Source organism: Bizionia sediminis (genome assembly GCF_042684585.1).
GTDB classification, from domain to species: domain Bacteria; phylum Bacteroidota; class Bacteroidia; order Flavobacteriales; family Flavobacteriaceae; genus Algorimicrobium; species Algorimicrobium sediminis.
On sequence record NZ_JBHULS010000014.1, the window covers coordinates 1 to 3,545 of the forward strand.

Here is a 3,545-nt window from a genome sequence, read left to right on the forward strand (position 1 = left end):
TAACAATGTGTATAATTCATTGCTAGTTCTTACCTACTTGCGAAAAATTATCGAATACCTAAATCTCGTTTTTATTTACTAACTTTAACTCCTAACAGATCGCAACGAAATCATACACTAGACCGTTAGGCACAAGTTGAAACGAGCAGCAACGGACCTAGCAAACTCGCAAACTTTAAGAAATTAAAAAAAACTCATTACGATTGATTAAATCACTGTGAGTGATTAGCCGCTCGTAAAATCTGATTCCAAACCCGCCCAGGGTCATTTTTATTCATAGAACTTTATGGAAAAAACTCAACTTTTGGCTTATCACCTTGGACGACAAAAATTAACAAACCACTTCATGAATATTGACCCTTAAATTTTAATCTGATAACGTGTGATTCACCTTCCGAAAATAAAAGGTGAATGACCAAGCAGCTTCAGAAAATCCTCCCGCTAGTGTCGATTTTTTTTACAATATTTTTGATGTTTAACAAAGCAATTTTTTAACTCAAAAATTTAAAAAAACCAACAAGCGAACATCTGAACCTAAAAACCAGTGCCTAACAATGTGTATAATTCATTGCTAGTTCTTACCTACTTGCGAAAAATTATCCAATACCTAAATCTCGTTTTTATTTACTAACTTTAACTCCTAACTGATCGCAACGAAATCATACACCAGGCCGTTACCCACAAGCTGAACAAAATTCCGTGAATGAACAGACAATTAGTAAAATCATACATTAGAGAATATAAAAATCAATTTGATTTTGTAAACCAACAAGAGATTTACAAATGGAAAGCAGTAAAACAATTCCAAGACAATTGGGACATTAATGCGTCTGACTTTTACTCAATGTTGGACAATTCATTAAAATTGGTCGCCAACTTACTTGATTCGGGACAATATTTCCCGAAACGAATGTTACTTAAAAACACGGAAGAAACACCTGAAAAAATCCGAACGCTTTTCAAATATCTTTTTGATGAAGACTATGACATATTTGAAAGAATTGAACTTTTCCGTTCTGACTTCAAAAAACTAAATGAAGAAAATTTCACGGACTTAAAAGACTATCAAGACCACAGAGCTGTAATAGTTTATTTGGCTTTGCGTTATCCAGAAAGATACTTTTTCTATAAGCAAAGAATGTTCAAGTCATTCGCAGAAAAAATTGACTATTCGTACAAACCAGTTGCGGGAAGAATTGAAAATATTGGACAATTTCAAACACTTTGCAATCTTTTAAAACACGAATTATCAAATGACCAAGAACTTTTAAAACTGCACAAAAACAGAATTTCTGACGACTGTTATTATGACGAAAATCTAAATATTCTTACTCAAGACTTTGTTTATGCTGTGGTTCGTCATTTAGAACCAAAAGAAATTATTGAGCAAAAAACTATTAAACAAACAGCACCTACAAAAATTCAATCAACTGAAATCAGATTAACCGAAACGGAAATTGATTTTACGCCAAGAACAATAAATTACATACAAAACAATATTGAAAATAAGAGAATTGGAGATTTAGGCGAACTTTGGGTCATTGAGAGAGAAAAACAAAAATTAGAACAAGCCAACAAATCAAAATTGGCTAAAAAAATAAAACACGTTGCCAAGGAAAAAGGAGATGGATTAGGGTACGATATTCTTTCCTATGACATTAACGGAAACAAAATTTACATAGAAGTCAAAACAACAAAAGGAAATGTAAATTCAACCTTTTACATAACAAGAAACGAATTAGAGAAAAGTATAATTGAGCAAGATAATTATCGACTTTACCGAGTTTACTCATTTGATGACGAAACAGAAAATGCTGAACTTCTGATTATCAAAGGAGATTTATCAAACCTTTGTGAAATTCCGTTGACTTACAAAGTGAATATGAAAAAAGCCAGTGGGTAACAACGTATATAAAAAATAGCGGTTTAATCGCTTAATCAAAAGAAAATGAATAAATTAAAGGTCAGTTATAATCCGAAAAGTTAGTGCTTAAAAATCCGCTACTTTTCATATACAAAACCGTTAGGCAAAATTAAAAACCAACGACAATGACAAAAATTTACAGAAGTTTTTCAGAACCTGATAGACAGAATCTGACTTGGGAAGAAACTTGGAGAAAAGAAGACAAAGGCTTGATAAAAAATTATGAAGTTGGTAGAGCGTTAGCAATAAAAGAACCTGAATTAGCAGAAAAAGCAAAAAGAGGAGAATTACCAGTACTTGGATATAAAGGCGGAATTGACAAGGCTTTAAAGAAAAAGGAAAAAATTGGAGCATTAAATTACATCGCTAAATGGCAAGCACTTCGAGGAGAAGATTTGAATATTGATATGAATGAGGAAGTGGTTTTGACTTGTACAAAAACAAAAATGATAGTAACCTTTACAATGGATTTAGAAAAATTAAAAAATGCTAACTAATGGACTTTTTAGCTATTGACGTTGAAACTGCAAACTCTGATATGGCATCAATTTGTCAAATTGGATTTGTGATTTATGAAAACGGTCAAATAAAGAAAGAATGGTCAAGTTTAATAAATCCAGAAGATTATTTTGACTTTTGGAATGAGTCAATACACAACATTACAGAAGATGATGTAATTGAAAGCCCAAAATTCCCAGAAATATATGAGGTTCTTAAACAAAATTTAGAAAATTATGTTTGTGTTTGTCATACTCATTTCGACAGAGTTTCAATAAATAGAACCTGTGAAAAATATGGACTTCCAGCAATCCAAAATAATTGGATAGATACAGCAAAAGTTGCTCGAAGATGTTGGGAAGAATTTGCATACAAAGGATATGGACTTGCGAATGTTTGTAAAAAATTGAATTTCTCTTTTAATCACCACGATGCTTTAGAAGATGCTAAAGCTTGTGCACATATTTTAATTTCCGCAATTAAAGAAAAAGAGAACACCATTGATGATTGGCTTATAAGAGTAAATAATCCAATTTTAGCAAACGCAAAAACTTACAGTAAATCTGTTTCAAAAGAGGGAAATCCTGATGGAAATTTGTTCGGAGAAGTTTTAGTGTTTACAGGTTCATTACAAATTCCGAGAAGAGAAGCTTCTATACTTGCATCTGAAATTGGTTGCAATGTTGTAAACAGCGTAACGAAAAAAACAACACTTTTAGTTGTAGGAGACCAAGATATTAGTAAACTTTCAGGAAAAAAGAAAAGTTCTAAACATTTGAAAGCAGAAGAATTGAAAATAAAAGGACAAAATTTACGAATATTAAAAGAATCTGATTTTGTTGCATTATATGAATCGAATAAAGAATAAATAACTTTGCCTAACAATGGCTATAAGTAATTGCTTGTTCTCGCCTATTTCTGAAAATCCTCGCGGATTTTCAGTTTGGTGTGTACTTGCAAAGTTAAGTGCTAAACCACGCAACTACTCATAGCCCAACCGTTAGGCACAAGTTGAAACGAGCAGCAACGGACCTTGCAAACTCGCAAACTTTAAGAAATTAAAAAAAACTCATTACGATTGATTAAATCACTCTGAGTGATTAGCCGCTCGCAAAAGCTGATT

General features: G+C 32.1%; 3 protein-coding genes. All 3 read left to right on the forward strand.

Annotation, left to right across the window (positions count from 1 at the left end):
* The first annotated feature begins 703 nt into the window (after nt 1-703).
* Entirely contained in the window at nt 704-1,903 is a 1,200-nt protein-coding gene (locus tag ACFSQP_RS12990) for a DUF3883 domain-containing protein (protein ID WP_376895194.1), read from the forward strand.
* Nucleotides 1,904-2,049: 146 nt separating this feature from the next.
* Nucleotides 2,050-2,421, forward strand: coding sequence for a hypothetical protein (locus tag ACFSQP_RS12995; RefSeq protein ID WP_336129236.1), 372 nt, complete (start codon nt 2,050-2,052; stop codon nt 2,419-2,421).
* Complete coding sequence (locus ACFSQP_RS13000) at nt 2,421-3,290, forward strand: exonuclease domain-containing protein (protein WP_376895196.1); 870 nt, start codon at nt 2,421-2,423, stop codon at nt 3,288-3,290. Before ACFSQP_RS12995 ends, ACFSQP_RS13000 begins: the two co-directional genes overlap by 1 nt.
* The last annotated feature ends 255 nt before the right edge of the window (nt 3,291-3,545 follow it).

Excerpts from the sequence above, each read along its gene's own strand:
- ACFSQP_RS12990 (WP_376895194.1), top strand. The coding sequence starts at position 704 with ATGAACAGACAATTAGTAAAATCATACATTAGAGAATATAAAAATCAA.
- ACFSQP_RS12995 (WP_336129236.1), top strand. The coding sequence starts at position 2,050 with ATGACAAAAATTTACAGAAGTTTTTCAGAACCTGATAGACAGAATCTG.
- ACFSQP_RS13000 (WP_376895196.1), top strand. The coding sequence starts at position 2,421 with ATGGACTTTTTAGCTATTGACGTTGAAACTGCAAACTCTGATATGGCA.